General features: G+C 62.9%; 13 protein-coding genes and 1 tRNA gene. 7 read left to right on the top strand and 7 right to left on the bottom strand.

Features of this window, described 5'->3' with window-relative positions; genetic code table 11:
* Window positions 1-5: 5 nt before the first annotated feature.
* On the bottom strand, window positions 6-1,538 hold the full coding sequence (locus tag BRPE64_RS03025; protein WP_016344550.1) for a leucyl aminopeptidase: 1,533 nt from the start codon (window positions 1,536-1,538) through the stop codon (window positions 6-8).
* Between the two features lie 169 nt (window positions 1,539-1,707).
* On the opposite strand from BRPE64_RS03025, the gene lptF reads away from it, so the two are divergent.
* The 3 genes from lptF to BRPE64_RS03010 are packed head-to-tail and all read left to right on the top strand — an operon-like array spanning window position 1,708 to window position 4,362.
* Entirely contained in the window at window positions 1,708-2,799 is a 1,092-nt protein-coding gene (lptF, locus tag BRPE64_RS03020) for an LPS export ABC transporter permease LptF (protein WP_016344548.1), read from the top strand.
* A gap of 4 nt (window positions 2,800-2,803) precedes the next feature.
* On the top strand, window positions 2,804-3,952 hold the full coding sequence (gene lptG / locus BRPE64_RS03015) for an LPS export ABC transporter permease LptG (RefSeq protein WP_016344547.1): 1,149 nt from the start codon (window positions 2,804-2,806) through the stop codon (window positions 3,950-3,952).
* 29 nt (window positions 3,953-3,981) lie between these two features.
* Window positions 3,982-4,362, top strand: a complete 381-nt coding sequence (locus BRPE64_RS03010) for a sirohydrochlorin chelatase (RefSeq protein WP_044041913.1) — start codon at window positions 3,982-3,984, stop codon at window positions 4,360-4,362.
* A gap of 136 nt (window positions 4,363-4,498) precedes the next feature.
* On the opposite strand, the gene cobA is transcribed toward BRPE64_RS03010, so the two are convergent.
* The 6 genes from cobA to BRPE64_RS02980 all read right to left on the bottom strand — a co-directional run bounded on the left by cobA (window position 4,499) and on the right by BRPE64_RS02980 (window position 10,639).
* The gene (gene cobA / locus BRPE64_RS03005; protein WP_016344545.1) at window positions 4,499-5,254 is read right to left on the bottom strand and encodes a uroporphyrinogen-III C-methyltransferase; all 756 of its coding nucleotides are present in this window, start codon (window positions 5,252-5,254) and stop codon (window positions 4,499-4,501) included.
* A gap of 17 nt (window positions 5,255-5,271) precedes the next feature.
* A complete protein-coding gene (locus tag BRPE64_RS03000; protein WP_016344544.1) occupies window positions 5,272-6,585 on the bottom strand; it encodes a sulfate adenylyltransferase subunit 1 in 1,314 nt (437 codons plus the stop codon).
* 27 nt (window positions 6,586-6,612) lie between these two features.
* Complete coding sequence (cysD, locus tag BRPE64_RS02995) at window positions 6,613-7,575, bottom strand: sulfate adenylyltransferase subunit CysD (RefSeq protein WP_044041912.1); 963 nt, start codon at window positions 7,573-7,575, stop codon at window positions 6,613-6,615.
* 111 nt (window positions 7,576-7,686) lie between these two features.
* Complete coding sequence (locus BRPE64_RS02990) at window positions 7,687-8,409, bottom strand: phosphoadenylyl-sulfate reductase (RefSeq protein WP_016344542.1); 723 nt, start codon at window positions 8,407-8,409, stop codon at window positions 7,687-7,689.
* Window positions 8,410-8,412: 3 nt separating this feature from the next.
* A complete protein-coding gene (locus BRPE64_RS02985; protein ID WP_016344541.1) occupies window positions 8,413-8,952 on the bottom strand; it encodes a DUF934 domain-containing protein in 540 nt (179 codons plus the stop codon).
* 10 nt (window positions 8,953-8,962) lie between these two features.
* The gene (locus BRPE64_RS02980; RefSeq protein ID WP_016344540.1) at window positions 8,963-10,639 is read right to left on the bottom strand and encodes a nitrite/sulfite reductase; all 1,677 of its coding nucleotides are present in this window, start codon (window positions 10,637-10,639) and stop codon (window positions 8,963-8,965) included.
* A 238-nt stretch (window positions 10,640-10,877) separates the two neighbouring features.
* Between BRPE64_RS02980 and BRPE64_RS02975 the strand changes: the two genes are divergently transcribed.
* The 4 genes from BRPE64_RS02975 to BRPE64_RS02960 all read left to right on the top strand — a co-directional run bounded on the left by BRPE64_RS02975 (window position 10,878) and on the right by BRPE64_RS02960 (window position 14,640).
* Window positions 10,878-11,819 carry a CysB family HTH-type transcriptional regulator gene (locus tag BRPE64_RS02975; RefSeq protein ID WP_016344539.1) on the top strand — a complete coding sequence of 314 codons (942 nt, stop codon included), beginning with the start codon at window positions 10,878-10,880 and terminating at the stop codon, window positions 11,817-11,819.
* A gap of 58 nt (window positions 11,820-11,877) precedes the next feature.
* Complete coding sequence (locus BRPE64_RS02970) at window positions 11,878-13,038, top strand: ABC transporter substrate-binding protein (RefSeq protein WP_016344538.1); 1,161 nt, start codon at window positions 11,878-11,880, stop codon at window positions 13,036-13,038.
* Window positions 13,039-13,152: 114 nt separating this feature from the next.
* Window positions 13,153-13,237, top strand: a tRNA-Leu gene (locus tag BRPE64_RS02965).
* A 185-nt stretch (window positions 13,238-13,422) separates the two neighbouring features.
* Window positions 13,423-14,640 (top strand): tyrosine-type recombinase/integrase, encoded by a 1,218-nt coding sequence (locus BRPE64_RS02960; protein ID WP_044041175.1) that lies wholly within the window; start codon window positions 13,423-13,425, stop codon window positions 14,638-14,640.
* The last annotated feature ends 24 nt before the right edge of the window (window positions 14,641-14,664 follow it).

Raw genomic sequence — 14,664 nt, 5'->3', positions numbered from 1 at the left:
CCGGGTCACAGCGCCGCGCGGTCGATCAGGAACTGCGAGAGCAGCGGCACGGGACGGCCCGTCGCGCCCTTCGCCGCGCCGCTCTTCCATGCGGTGCCCGCGATGTCGAGGTGCGCCCACGGATAGTTCGCCGCGAAGCGCGACAGGAAGCACGCCGCCGTCACGCTGCCCGCCGGACGCCCGCCGATGTTCGCGAGATCGGCGAAGTTCGACTTCAGCTGATCCTGATACTCGTCGTCGAGCGGCAGACGCCAGGCCGGATCGACCGCCTCGCGGGACGCGTCGAGCAACTGGCCCGCGAGCGCGTCGTCCTTCGAGAACAGACCCGTGTTGTGATGGCCGAGCGCGATAACGCAGGCGCCCGTCAGCGTCGCGACGTCGATCACCGCGGCCGGCTTGAAGCGCTCGGCGTAGGTCAATGCGTCGCACAGGATGAGACGGCCTTCGGCGTCGGTGTTGAGCACTTCGATGGTCGTGCCGTTCATCGCGGTGATGATGTCGCCCGGCTTGAGCGCGTTGCCCGCGGGCATGTTCTCGCAGGTCGGGATGACGCCGATCACGTTGAGCTTGAGCCCCATCTCGGCGACGGCGCGCATCGTGCCGAACACCGAGCCCGCGCCGCACATGTCGTATTTCATCTCGTCCATCGCCTCGCCCGGCTTGATCGAGATGCCGCCGGAGTCGAACGTGATGCCCTTGCCGACCAGCACGATGGGTGCGTTCTTGCCCTTCGCCTTGCCCGTGTCGGCGCCCGCGCCCTGATACTGCATGACGATGAATTGCGGCGGCTCGACCGAACCCTTCGCAACAGACAGGAACGAGCCCATGTTGAGCGCCTCGATCTGCTTCTGGCCGAGCACCTCGACCTTCAGCTTCCAGTCGCGGCCGAGCTTCTTCGCGGTCTGGCCGAGATAGGTCGGCGTGCAGACGTTCGGCGGCAGATTGCCGAGATCGCGCGTGAGGTCCATGCCGTTCGCGATCGCGACGCCTTGCTTGAGCGCAAGCTTGGCCGCTTTCTCGTCGGCGGAATCGACGCTGAACACAATCTTCTTGAGCGAGCGCGCGCCGTTGTCGGGCTTGCTCTTCATTTGCGTAAACTTGTATGTCAGCTCGCGCAGCGCGAGGACGGCGGTGCGCACGGCCCAGTCGCCGGTGCGTTCGAGAATGGGCAACTGGGCGAGCGTGAAGGTCGCCTGGCCGATCTTGGAGCCGAGAATCACGCGCCACGCGGCGCGCACGGCTTCGCCGTAGGCTTTCTGGCTGAAGGCGTCTTGCTTGCCGAGACCGACGAGCAGCACGCGCGATGCGCCGATGCCGGTTACTTCGGGTACGAGCAGCGTGCTGCCCGCGCGGCCGCTCATGTCGCCGGCCTTTACGACGCGCGAGATGAGGCCCTTGGTGGCGACGTCCATGTCGCGCGCCGCGCCCGTGAGCGTTTGCGCTTCGAAGACGCCGAGAACGATGACATCCGACTTTCCTGTCAGGAAACCATTTGCCTCGCCCTTGCTCCAATCACAGGCTTTTATGCTAAAGTCCATCGCGCTTATCCTCGGATAAAATCTTGGCTGAAGGATGAAAGCCGCAATTATCCGCTATTTTTTCCGCGGCGGTCACAGGCGCGCGGCGCGAGGGTAAGCGAAATGCCCTCCCCGTTTGCCAAGAGATGCGTGTGCCATACCGCATCGCCGCCGGCCAAAAGCTAATCAAATGATCTTCGAACGCTCCCTGCAGCGCGAACTCGCGTATACGGCCGGCGCCGTGTTCATGGTGCTGCTCACGATCATGCTCACCACGATGATGATCCGCATCGTCGGCTTCGCGGCGCAAGGTCAGGTCGACCCGAAAGACGTCGTCGTGCTGATCGGGCTCACCGTGATCGGCTATCTCGCGGTCATGCTGATCGTGACGCTGTTCGTCTCCATTCTCTTCGTGCTCACGCGCTGGTATCGCGACTCGGAAATGGTCGTGTGGCTCGCCTCGGGCGTGAGCCAGACGCAGCTCATCAAGCCGATCGCCGTGTTCTCCACGCCGATCATCATTCTTATCATTTTCTTCGCGTTCGTCGGCTGGCCGTGGTCGAACCAGCAGAGCAAGCTCATCAAGACGCGCTTTCAGCAGCGCGACGAAGTGTCGCTGCTCGCGCCGGGCCAGTTCCGCGAATCGCCGTCGAGCCATCGCGTGTTCTTCATCGAGAAGATGTCGCCGGATCAGAGCCAGGTGCAGAACGTGTTCGTCACGAGCACCGAAGGCGGAAAGGTCAACGTGATTGTTTCGCAGACGGGCCACACCGAAACCCGCGACGACGGCGACCGCTTCATCGTGCTCGACAATGGCCGCCGCTACGACGGCGAGCCCGGCCAGCCGAATTTCCGCATCATGGAGTTCGAGCGCTATGGTGTGAAGATTTTGAGTCGCCAGATCGTCAACACCCCCACCACGACAGGCATCTCGACGCCGCAACTGCTCGCCAATCCGAGCAACGAGAATCTCGCCGAATTCGCGTGGCGCGCGGGCCTGCCGCTCATCGCCATCAATCTGATGCTGCTTGCCATTCCGCTGTCTTATCAGAACCCGCGCCGCAGCCGCACGATCAATCTCGTGATGGCCGTGCTGATCTATCTCACGTATTCGAATCTGCTGAACGTCGTGCAGTCGTGGATCGAGCAAGGCAAGCTCTCGTTCGGCGTGGGCATTGTCGGGCTGCATGTGATCGTGACGGCGCTCGTCGCGTTCATCTTCTGGCTGCGGGTGCGCAACCGGCCGCTCTTCAAACTCCCGTCGCTGTCGAAGGGGGCCTGACGCGATGCGCATCTACGAACGTTATTTCGCGCGCCAGATTTATCTCGCGTTCATCTTCATTCTGTTCGCGTTCTCGGGCCTGTTCTTCTTCTTCGACCTGATCAACGAACTGAACACGGTCGGGCACGGCAACTACAAGTTCACGCTCGCGGTGCTGCGCGTCGCGTTGCAGACGCCCTCGCGCTTCTACGAGATCATTCCCGTCGCGGCGCTCATCTCGGCCATCTACGTGTTCGCGCAGATGGCGGCCGCCTCCGAGTTCACGATCTTCCGCGTGTCCGGGCTTTCGACGGGCGCCGCGCTGCGCTCGCTGCTGAAGATCGGCATTCCGATCGTGCTCATCACCTACCTCATCGGCGAGGTGGTCGGGCCTTATACCGATCAACTGTCCGAGCGCGTGCGGCTGGAGGCGCTCGGCTCGTCGGTGTCGTCGAACTTCCAGTCGGGCGTGTGGGTGAAGGACACGCTGACCGCCAAGGAAAACGGCGAACAGGTAACGCGCTTCGTGAACGTCGGCACGCTGAACCCCGACACGACAATCGCCAACGTGCGCATCTACGAGTTCGATTCGAAGTTCCGCCTGACGAACGTGCGCATTGCGAAGAGCGGCGTGTACGAGCCGCCCGGCCACTGGAAGCTCACCGGCGTCACGGACACGCAGTTGAGCGACGCGCTGCCCCAGGCCACGAACCCCGACGACGCGCTGAATCCGATCTATCGCGCCGCGCAAACGACCTTGCCCGAATACTCGCTGCGCTCCGAACTCACGCCGCAGATTCTGTCGGTGCTGCTGGTGTCGCCGGATCGCATGTCGATGTTCAATCTGTTCCGCTATATCCAGCATCTGACGGAGAATCATCAGGACACGCAGCGTTATCAGATCGCGTTCTGGCGCAAGATTCTCTATCCGTTCGCCGTGTTCGTGATGCTGATTCTCTCGCTGCCGTTTGCGTATTTGCACACGCGCGCCGGCGTGGTCGGCGTGAAGGTGTTCGGTGGCATCATGATCGGGATGAGCTTCCAGTTGTTCAACACGCTCTTCTCGCACATCGGCAATCTGAACACGTGGCCCGCGCCGATTACGGCGGCGGCGCCCGCCCTCGCCTATCTGGCGATCGGCTTGCTGGGCCTGAAATGGGTGGAACGGCACTGACGCTGCTTCCGGGAGCGCGAATGAGCAAGATCCAAAAGCACGGCATCATCCTGTTCGGCCATGGCGCGCGCGACCCGCGCTGGGCCGAACCGTTCGAGCGGCTCGCGGCGAAGCTGCGCGCTTCACGTAGCGATCCGGTGTCGCTGGCTTACCTCGAGCTGATGACGCCGGATTTGCCCGCTGCGGTCGCGCAACAAGCCGCCGAGGGTTGCGATGCGATTACCGTCGTACCGGTGTTTTTCGGCCAGGGCGGGCATGTCAGGAAGGATCTGCCGGAGATTGTCGAGCGCTGTCGAGCCGCGCATCCGGGAATCGCGATCGATTGCGCGACGGCCGTCGGCGAAGACGATGCGGTGCTGGATGCCGTGGCGGCTTATTGTCTGCGGCAAGTGGGCCAGGCTGGTCTGTAGATTTGCTTAGGCCGTTCGGCCGAGTTTCGAAGCCCCGTTTCAAGAGCATCAAACTAGTCACGCCCTAACCGCCGCCCCCATAAAAAAACGCACCGTGACCGGTGCGTTTCTCCTCATCATCCGCAGCAAAGCTACATCAAGCCGCAACCTGCATCCCCTTCAGATGCACCTTCGGCTTCGCCGACGCGCGTTCGCGAAACGCCTCGCCGATCATCAGCAAACTCGGCTGCGATGCATCCAGCCATCCCTGCGCCTCACCGAGCGCCATGCGTGCGAGCGTCAGCGTCAAGGTGCGCTCGCGCGGCGTGCTGCACGCCTCGACGATCGCCACAGGCGTCGAGCCCGGACGGCCCGCATCGATCAATTGCTGCGCAATATCCGGCGCGCTGTCGCGGCCCATGTAGAACACGAGCGAATCGGCCTTGGCCTGCTCGCGGATCTCGTCGCTGTCGGGCGCGCGCGAATGAGTCGCCATCGCGACGCTCCGCGCGACACCGCGCAAGGTGAGCGAGCGCTTCAAGGCGGCCGCGCTTGCCAGTGCCGCCGTGATGCCCGGCACCACTTCGTACTCGATGCCCGCCGCTTCGAGCGCGCGCATTTCCTCGTCGGCGCGGCCGAAGAGCATCGGATCGCCGCCCTTCAGACGCACGACGAGCGCATGCTCCCGCGCCGCATCGACGATCTGCTTGTTGATGAAGTGCTGTGCCGTCGAGCGCTGGCCGCAACGCTTGCCGACCGCGATCTTCTTCGCGCCCGCCGCGTAATCGAGCATGGCGGGTTCGACGAGCGCGTCGTGCAGCACGACGTCCGCCTGTTCGAGCAGACGCATGCCGCGCACGGTAATGAGATCCGCCGCGCCCGGCCCCGCTCCAATCAGATAGACCTTACCCATACGCTTGTCCGTCGATATTAGCCAGCAATGGCACGAATCATACCGGCCGCGACCGTGTGATGCGTCGCCTCGTCGATCAGCACGAACGCGCCGGTGCCCTGATGCGTATCGTACTCGTCCGCGACGAGCGGCTTCTGCAACGTGAGCGCCACGCGGCCGATGTCGTTCATCGCGAGCGTGCTGCGGTCGACGGAATGCGACAGCGTATGCACGTCCAGCACCTCTTTCACCGCGCCGATGCGCGCGAACACCGTGTTCGTCGTCTGCTTCAGCAGATACTTGCGCTGCGGCGAAAGCGGCTCTTCGTCGAACCAGCAGATATCGGCTTCGAGCTTCTTCGCCGGCTCGACCTTGTCTGTTGCCGGAACGAAGGTGTCGCCGCGCGACACGTCGACGTCTTCCGCGAGTCGGATCGTCACCGTCTGGCCCGCGAACGCGCGGTCCACCGGCGCCACGCCGCCCGGCACCGGCGCGATGATCTCGGCGACCGTTGCTTCGCGATTGCCCGGCAGCACGACGATCGAATCGCCGACGCGCACTTCGCCCGCTTCGACGCGGCCCATGTAGCCGCGGAAATCGTCGGCTTGCGAGCCGTCCTGACGCGCGACCCACTGCACCGGGAAACGCAGCGCCTGATCGTTCGGCTGCGCGACGGGCAGCAGTTCGAGCAGATCGAGCAGCGGCTCGCCGCCGTACCACGGCATGCGCTCGCTGGCCGAAACAATGTTGTCGCCCTTCAACGCCGACACCGGCACGAAGCGCACGTCGGCGATGCCCAACTGACGCGCGAGCGTCACGTAGGCATCGCGGATGTCGTTGAAGCGCGCTTCGCTGTACTCGACCAGATCCATCTTGTTGATCGCGACGATCACGTGCTGCAGGCCGAGCAACTTGACGATCGCGCTATGGCGCTTCGTTTGCGGCAGCAGTTGCGCGACGCCGTTTTCGAACGTGACGCGCGTGGCATCGACGAGAATGATCGCGGCATGCGCGGTCGACGCGCCCGTCACCATGTTGCGCGTGTACTGCTCGTGACCCGGCGTATCGGCGATGATGAACTTGCGCTTTGCAGTCGCGAAATAGCGATACGCGACATCGATCGTGATGCCCTGCTCGCGCTCGGCCTCCAGCCCGTCGGTCAGCAGCGACAGATCGATTTCATCGCCCACCGTGCGCTTGTTCTTCGCACGCGAAATGGCGGATAACTGATCCGACAACACGGCCTTGCTGTCGTACAGCAAGCGGCCGATCAGCGTGCTCTTGCCGTCGTCGACGCTGCCCGCCGTGATGAAGCGCAACACACCCAGGTCTTCAGCTTGATAGATGCTCATGATTCGTTCGTTCCTCGGGCGTGTTGCTTAGAAATAACCTTGCTTCTTGCGCTGTTCCATCGCGGCTTCCGACGCCTGATCGTCCATGCGCGTGGCGCCGCGTTCCGTGATTTCCGTCACGGCGGTCTCCGCGATGATCTTCTCGACGTCGTCGGCATCGCTCGCGACCGGGCACGTGCAGCTGATGTCGCCGACCGTGCGGAAGCGCACCTGCGCGATCTCCGGCGTCTCGCCTTCGTGCACCGGCGTGAGCGGCGTCACCGGCACGAGCAGGCCGTTGCGGCGCACGATCTCGCGGTCGTGCGCGTAGTAGATGGACGGCAGTTCGAGCTTCTCGCGCGCGATGTACTGCCACACGTCGAGTTCGGTCCAGTTCGAGATCGGGAACACGCGCAAGTGCTCGCCCGAATGCAGGCGCGCGTTATAGATGCTCCACAGTTCCGGGCGCTGCGCCTTCGGATCCCATTGGCCGAATTCATCGCGGAACGAGAAGATGCGCTCCTTCGCGCGGGCCTTTTCTTCGTCGCGGCGCGCGCCGCCGATCATCGCCGTGTAGCCGTATTCCTCGATGGTCTCGAGCAGCGTCACCGCCTGTGCGGCATTGCGCGAATCCGTTTCGCGGCGCAGGCGCACGGTACCTTTCTTGATCGAATCTTCGACATGACCCACGACCAGTTCCGCGCCGATCTCGGCCGCGCGCCGGTCGCGAAACTCGATCACTTCCTCGAAGTTGTGACCGGTGTCGATATGCACAAGCGGGAACGGCAGCACCGTCTTGCGGCCCGCGCCGAGACCGAAGGCCTTGAGCGCGAGATGCAGCACGACCACCGAATCCTTGCCGCCCGAGAACAGCAGTGCGGGCTTGCTGCATTCCGCGACGAGTTCGCGAATGATGTGGATCGACTCGGCTTCGAGCCAGTCGAGGTGGTCCATCCGGGTCGCCTTGTTGACGATCGGGGCCGGGACGGTAGAGTCGAGCGTGGTGCTCATGTTCGTCGATCCTTTTTTATGCAGCGTCATGCGTCTTCCAAAGTGACGATGCGTTCAATGACAGGGTTTGATGCTTCGGGCGCCGGCGCGTCGTTCGCGCGCCTTGCTGCCTCAGATCGCCGAGCTCGGCGCTTCTTCTACGATCTTGATGTTCGTGATGTGCAGACCACATTCCTTGGTGTCGCGCGATTCCCACCACCAGCGGCCCGCGCGGCTGTCCTCGCCGGGACGCACGGCGCGCGTGCACGGCTCGCAGCCGATGCTCGGATAGCCGCGCGCATGCAGCGGATTCACCGGCACGTCGAACGCCTTCAGATAGTCCCATACATCGCTTTCGCTCCAGTCCGCGAGCGGATTGAACTTCGCGATGCCGCGCGGCACGTCCTGTTCTTCCTCGTGCAGTTCGGCGCGCGTCACCGATTGCTCGCGACGCTGACCCGTGACCCACGCGGACACATCCGACAGCGCGCGGTTCAGCGGCTCGACCTTACGGATATGGCAGCAACTCTTGCGCAAATCAATGCTTTCGTAGAACGCGTTCAGGCCGTGATCGCGCACGTAGGCATCGACCGCGTCCTGCTGCGGATGAAACTGCTCGATGTCGTAGCCATAACGTTCCTTCACGCGCTCGATCATGCCGAGCGTTTCCGCGTGCAGGCGGCCCGTGTTCAACGAGAAGATGCCGATTCCCACGCCGCGCGAAAGAATGGCGTGCGTGAGCACCATGTCTTCGGCGGCAAGGCTGCTGGCTAGCTTGACGCGCTCGTGACGCGCCGCGATCGAATCGAGCAGCGTGTCCAGGCGTTCAACCTTGGCTTGCAATTCGGGACTCATGCATTAGGCTCCGCGTGCGGCCAGAACCGCCGCGCGACGGCGGAACAGCGGTTCGGGATTGTCGGTCGCGCCTTGATACAGTTCCGAGAATTCGCTGAAGGCGTTGAGCGCGTCGTGAATATCTTTGTCCGCGCGCACGGCGAACGCATCGAAGCCGCAGCGCGAATGGAACAGCACCTGATCGCGCAGGACGTCGCCGATCGCGCGCAGTTCGCCCTTCCACTCGTAGCGCTCGCGCAGCAGGCGGCCGATCGAAAAGCCGCGGCCATCGCGGAATACGGGGAAATCGACCGCGATCACGGAGAGATCGTCGAAATCGGCCGCGAGTTCGGCGGGTTCGTCATCGGGGGCGAGCCACACGCCGATGTCTTCCTTCGCGCGCGACGCGATGATCGCCGACTTGTGCTCCTTCCACAGCGCGAAAGGCACGATCAGCTTGCCGGCCGGGAGCGCATCGATGGCGGGCAGTGCGCCGTCTTCGGCGGCACGCACCACGGTGAAGCTGTCTTCCACGACCGCGCGATTCTTGATAATCAACGTCATTTAGAAATCCTCAAGCGTGAGCCTGGCGCGATGCGTACACGCGCTCCTTGAACGGCGCCATGCCGATGCGATTGAACGTCTCGATGAAACGCTCGCCTTCGCCGCGGTTGTCGACGAAGGTATCGATCACTTGCGCGATCACGTCGGGCATTTCTTCCGCCGAGAACGACGGGCCGATCACCTTGCCCAGATGCGCGCCGGTCGCGCCCGAACTCTGCTCGCCGCCGAGCGTCACCTGATACCACTCGGAGCCGTCCTTATCGACGCCCAGAATGCCGATATTGCCGACGTGATGATGACCGCACGCGTTGATGCAGCCCGAGATGTTCAGCGACAGATCGCCCAGGTCGTGCACATAGTCGAGATCGTTGAAGCGATCCTGAATGGCGAGCGCGATCGGAATCGACTTCGCGTTCGCGAGCGAGCAGAAATCGCCGCCCGGGCACGCGATGATGTCCGTCAGCAGGCCGATGTTCGCCGTCGCGAAACCGAGCGCCTTCGCGCGTTCCCACACGGTGTACAGATCGCGCTTCTTCACGTTCGCGAGAATCAGGTTCTGTTCGTGCGACACGCGGATTTCACCGAACGAGAATTCGTCGGCCAGATCGGCGACGTCGTCCATTTGCTTGTCGGTGGCGTCGCCCGGCGCGATCTCGCGCGGCTTGAGCGACAGCGTCACCGACGCATAGCCCGGCACCTTGTGCGGACGCACGTTGCGCTCGACCCAGCGCGCGAACGGCTTGCTCTCGATCAGATGCTTTTCATACGAGGCGTCGGTGTCCGCGAGCTTGTCGTACGCGGGCGGCGCGAAGAACGCCGACACGCGCTCGAGCTCCGCCTGCGTGAGCGTCGACGGACCGTCCTTCAAATGCTGCCATTCCTCTTCGACCTGCTTCGAAAACTTCTCCGGCGACAGCGCCTTCACGAGAATCTTGATGCGCGCCTTGTACATGTTGTCGCGACGGCCGTAGCGGTTGTACACACGCAGCACGGCTTCGCAATAGGTGAGCAAATGCTGCCACGGCAGATCGCGCTTGATGATCGCGCCGACGATCGGCGTGCGGCCCAGCCCGCCGCCCGCGAGGATGTCCATGACGACTTCGCCCTGCGCGTTCTTCTTCAGATAGACGCCCAGATCGTGCACTTGCACCGCTGCGCGATCTTCCGTCGAGCCGTTCACCGCGATCTTGAACTTGCGCGGCAGCCATGCGAATTCCGGATGGAACGTCGACCATTGACGCATGATCTCCGCCCACGGACGCGGATCGACCTCTTCGTCGGGCGCCACGCCCGCGAACTGATCGGCCGTGATGTTGCGGATGCAGTTGCCCGACGTCTGGATGGCGTGCATCTGCACCGAGGCGAGCTTGCGCAGGATTTCCGGCGTTTCTTCGAGCTCGACCCAGTTGAACTGGATGTTGGTGCGCGTCGAAAAGTGGCCGTAGCCGCGGTCGTGCTCGCGCGCGATGGTGGCCAGCACGCGCATCTGGTCGCTGCGCAGGTTGCCGTACGGAATCGCGATGCGGTGCATGTAGGCGTGACGCTGCATGTACAAACCGTTCTGCAGACGCAGCGGACGGAATTCCTCTTCGCTCAATTCGCCCGACAGCCGACGGCGAACCTGGTCTGCATACTGCGCGACACGTTCGTCGACGATGCGTTGGTCGATCTGATCGTATTGGTACATTCGGGGGCCCCAAGTTTTTGTCAAAGCGCGGCGTCCTAGGTTACGTCGCGCGTCTCGTCCATCGAATATTCATTGAGTCTTCGCCGCCGGCACCGTTCAGACGGAACCCTCATAAGCAAATGACGAAAACAGATATGGATATTGGAAAAATTGGACTGATAGTAAAGAACCTGCTATATATTGCAAACGACTGAAAAATTACTTTGATATGCCTGATGGTTATAAGCAAGGGTTATAAATGAATCTGCATCAGTTCCGCTTCGTGCGCGAGGCCGTCCGGCAGAATTTCAACCTGACGGAAGCCGCGAAGGCGCTGTATACGTCGCAGCCGGGCGTCTCCAAGGCGATCATCGAACTGGAGGACGAACTGGGCGTCGAGATTTTCACGCGGCACGGGAAACGCGTGAGATCGCTGACGGAGCCGGGGCGCATCATTCTCGCGTCGGTCGAGAAAATTCTGCAGGAAGTCGAAAGCCTGAAGCGCGTCGGTAAAGATTACGCGGCGCAGGATCAGGGCAATCTCGTGATCGCCGCCACGCACACGCAGGCGCGCTACTCGCTGCCGGCCGCCATCGCGGAGTTCAAGAAGCGCTTTCCGAAGGTTCACCTGGCCATTCTGCAAGGCAGCCCGACGCAGGTCGCCGAAATGGTGATCCACGATCAGGCGGACATCGCCATCGCGACGGAAGCCATCGCCAACTATAAGGAACTGGTGTCGCTGCCCTGCTTCCAGTGGCAGCATCTCGCCGTCATGCTTCCGGACCATCCGCTGCTGGAACGCAAGCTTCTCACGCTCGACGATCTCGCGCAGTATCCGCTGATTACGTACGAGGCGTCCTTCGCCGGGCGCACGAAGATCAACCATGCGTTCGCGCTGCGCAATCTGACGCCGGACATCGTGCTCGAAGCCATCGACGCGGACGTGATCAAGACTTACGTCGAGCTGGGGCTCGGCGTCGGCATCATGGCGGACATCGCGTTCAATCCGGAGCGCGACCGGCATCTGCGCGCGATGCCGGTCGGCCATCTGTTCGGCACGAACGTCACGCGGCTCGCGCTCAAGCAGGGCGCCTATCTGCGCAGCTATGTGTATACGCTTGTCGAACTGCTGTCGCCGTCGCTCAACCGCAAGCTGATCGAGCAGGCGCTGTCGGGCGAGCACGAAAGCTACGAGCTGTAGAAAAAACGGCGTCCATCGCCGACAAAAAATCGATGCATTTCCCTTGGAGACCCTTCCGATGACGTTGTCGAAGTTCACGAGCCGGCTGCTCGCCGGCATCGCCTTGTCTGTATTGACCGCTGGCGCGCAGGCGCAATTGAAAGTTGGCATCGATCTGTCGAGCACCGGCCCGGCTGCCGCGATCGGCATCACGAGCAAGAACGCGATGCTGATGTGGCCGAAAACCATCGCCGGGCAGAACGCGGAGTACATCATCCTCGACGACGGCTCCGACCCCGGCGCGGCCGTGCGCAATATCCGCAAGCTCATTACCGAAGACAAGGTCGATGTGATCGTCGGCCCGAACATCACGCCGGCGGCGCTCGCGGCGCTCGATCCTGTCGCCGAATACAAAACGCCGATGATCACGCTGATCGGCTCGGCGTCGGTCGTGGAGCCGCAGGAAGGCAAAAAAGTGTGGGCGTTCAAGATGGCCCAGACCGACCGCGCCATGGCCGACGTGATGACGCGCTACATGGCCAATCACGGCGTGAAGACGGTGGGCTTCATTGGCTTCGCGGATAGCTACGGCGACAGCTGGCTCAGCGAATTCAGCAAGTTCGCCGAGTTGCGGCATATCAAGATTGTCGCGAGCGAGCGCTTCAACCGCACGGACGCGAGCGTGACCGGCCAGATTCTCAAGCTGATCGCCGCGAAACCCGACGCCGTGCTGATCGCGGGCGCCGGCACGCCGACGGTGCTGCCGCAGCGCACGCTGGTCGAACGCGGCTACAAGGGCGCGATCTATCAGACACACGGTATTGCCACGCCGGAGTTCATCAAGCTGGGCGGCAAGGACGTCGAAGGCACGCTGTTGCCGACGCAGCCGGTGGTCGTCGCGCGCACGCTGCCGGCGGATCATCCGTCGAAGAAGGCGGCGCTCGCGTTCGCGAACGCTTACGAGGACAAGTACGGCCGCGGCACGGTCACGCAGTTCGCGGGCGATGCGGCAGGCGTGTATCCGCGTCTGCAGGATGCCGTGGCGCGTGCGCTGAAAACGGCCACGCCCGGCACGAAGGCGTTTCGCGTGGCGCTGCGCGCGGAACTGGAGCACGCGCATGAGCTCGTCGTGCCGAACGGCGTCGTGAATACGAGCGCGACGGATCACGTCGGTCTGGATCAGCGCGCAAGCGTGATGGGCACGATCCGGAACGGCGCGTTCGTTTATCTCGCGCAGTAGCGGCGAGGAAGGCGTTGACGCCGTTGCTACTGCGCTTGCCCGCGGCGGCGTTTTGCGTCATAATCGCCGACTCTATCGGCTGGTCAGCACTTTATCGTCGCTCAGCCGATGCAAGCCCAGGTGGTGAAATTGGTAGACGCAGGGGACTCAAAATCCCCCGCCGCAAGGCGTGCCGGTTCGATTCCGGCCCTGGGCACCAAATACATAGCAAAGGTTCACCAAGTATCACCAGAAACCCCGACAGCGCAAGGCTCTCGGGGTTTTTTATTTGCCATCGTCGCCCATGTTTCACCATTGACAGCGGGGGCATATCGGGGGCATTTTTGGGGGCATCGCAGAGAATCGCGAGATGCCCCCTGATTTATGCCCCCACAGGTGTGCCCTATGCCCCTTACCGACACTGCCGTCCGTAACGCCATGCCGCGCGAGAAAACCTATCGCCTCGCGGACAGCGGCGGCATGTACCTTGAACTCACGCCCGCTGGCGGCAAGTACTGGCGGATGAAGTACCGATTTGCGGGCAAGGAGAAGCGCCTCGCGCTTGGCGTCTATCCAGACGTGTCGCTGGCGGCGGCGCGCAAGAAGCGCGACGAAGCACGCGAAAAGCTCGCACAGGGCCTCGACCCCGGCGAAACCAAGAAAGCCGACAAGCGCGCCGCCCTGCTCGCTGCGGCGAACTCGTTCAAGGCCGTGGCGCTCGCATGGATGGATGAACGCAAGGCGCTTGTTGAAATCGGCCAGTACAACAAGACGCTTGCGCGCTTCGACAATGACGTGTTTCCGTGGCTCGGCACGCGGCCGATTACGGCTATCGACGCGCCCGAACTGCTCGCCGTGCTGAAACGCATCGACGGACGCGGAGCGCGCTTCACGGCGCATCGTGTGCGCAGCGAGATAAGCCGTGTGTTCCGCTTCGGCATCAAGGAAGGCCACTGCAAGACAGACCCCGCCCGCGATCTGGTTGGCGCGATTCCGCCGGCCGCGACCACGCATTTCGCCTCGATCACCGATCCGGCGAAAGTCGGCGAGATGCTGCGCGCCTTCGACGCCTTCTCTGGCACTTTCCCGGTTCAGTGCGCCCTCAAGCTCGCGCCGATGCTGTTCGTCCGTCCGGGCGAGTTGCGTCAGGCCGAGTGGACCGAGTTCGATCTGGACAAGGGCGAATGGCGCTATCTCGTCAGCAAGACGAAGACTCAACACCTCGTCCCGCTCGCGAGCCAAGCCGTGGCGATCCTGCGCGCGTTGCACGCGCTTACCGGCACGGGTCGGTTTGTGTTTCCCGGCGCGCGCTCGACACAGCGGCCGATGAGTGAGGCCGCAATCAACGCAGCGCTGCGGCGACTCGGTTACGACACACGCACGGAAATAACCGGCCACGGCTTTCGCGCAATGGCGCGCACGATCCTGCACGAAGAGCTGGAGCAGAAGCCGGAAGTCATCGAGCACCAGCTCGCGCACGTAGTTCCCGACAATCTCGGCTCGGCGTACAACCGGACGAAGTTCATCAAGGAGCGGCGCGCGATGATGCAGACGTGGGCGGATTATCTGGAGCGGGTCAAGGCCGGCGCTCAAGTCATTCCGCTGGAGCGGGCCGCGAGTTGAATCGCGAATTGTCCTTAACAAAAC

It is taken from the genome of Caballeronia insecticola (assembly GCF_000402035.1).
In the GTDB taxonomy this organism is placed as follows: Bacteria; Pseudomonadota; Gammaproteobacteria; order Burkholderiales; family Burkholderiaceae; genus Caballeronia; species Caballeronia insecticola.
The sequence above is the reverse complement of the archived record's forward strand: the minus strand, read 5'-3'. Positions and strand labels throughout refer to the sequence as shown.